The sequence below is a fragment of the Pseudomonas lactucae genome (assembly GCF_016937615.1).
Taxonomy (GTDB): domain Bacteria; phylum Pseudomonadota; class Gammaproteobacteria; order Pseudomonadales; family Pseudomonadaceae; genus Aquipseudomonas; species Aquipseudomonas lactucae.
In genome coordinates this window covers 1-684 of sequence record NZ_JAFHKI010000267.1, presented here as the reverse complement: position 1 = coordinate 684, position 684 = coordinate 1, and the positions used below count along the sequence as shown (strand labels likewise).

Below are 684 nucleotides of genomic sequence, written 5' to 3'. Positions count from 1 at the left end.
AACTGTTGTAGCGCCCGACTAAAGCCATGTCCAATACCCTCATTACGTGGGCGGCATTCTACCCGAGTTGCGCCTGCCACGCGACGGGCGCTGAAAATCGCGGGCTGGCGTGGCGTTCCAATGGCACCGCCCCGCTCGTCCGATCGATCGGCTGAATTCAGGCAAGCGGATTGTCCCGATCAATGCCCAGGGTTTCGATTCAAAACAGCACGTTAGCAGGCGATTTCACAGATCAACGGTGGCTATTTTCAGGCACCACACTAATTCTTCGGGGATATTTACCAAGTAATTGTCAAGTATTTCCTGTACGATGCCTGGCCAAGTTAATTTTTTACAGGTTAGTGGCCGCCATGCGCGTAAAAGCATCCAACAGCAAAGCAAAGCCAGCTCCCGCCGTTGAAACCAGCGAATCGATCAACAACCAGATCGCGGCTTTCCTCAAGTCCGGTGGCGAAATCCAGCAAATTGCCAAGGGCGTAAGCGGCCAGACTTTCGGCCCGTCCAAGCAGATCAGCCTGGGTAAAAAGTAAAACCGCGCAACACACCTGGTCCTTAAGCGTCTTGCTCTCAAGGCGCTAGGACTAGAGTCCGAAACACCCTGCCGACACACTCAATATCGCGCTAATCGACGAACGGGCCTCACCGCCTGGCATACGTCGGTATCCTTGCACACGTCTAGCACGG

At 54.4% G+C, this 684-nt stretch carries 1 protein-coding gene; it reads left to right on the top strand.

What is annotated here, in order from left to right:
- The first annotated feature begins 350 nt into the window (after positions 1 to 350).
- The gene (locus JWR98_RS29190) at positions 351 to 530 is read left to right on the top strand and encodes a hypothetical protein (protein ID WP_017527541.1); all 180 of its coding nucleotides are present in this window, start codon (positions 351 to 353) and stop codon (positions 528 to 530) included.
- Positions 531 to 684 lie beyond the last annotated feature (154 nt).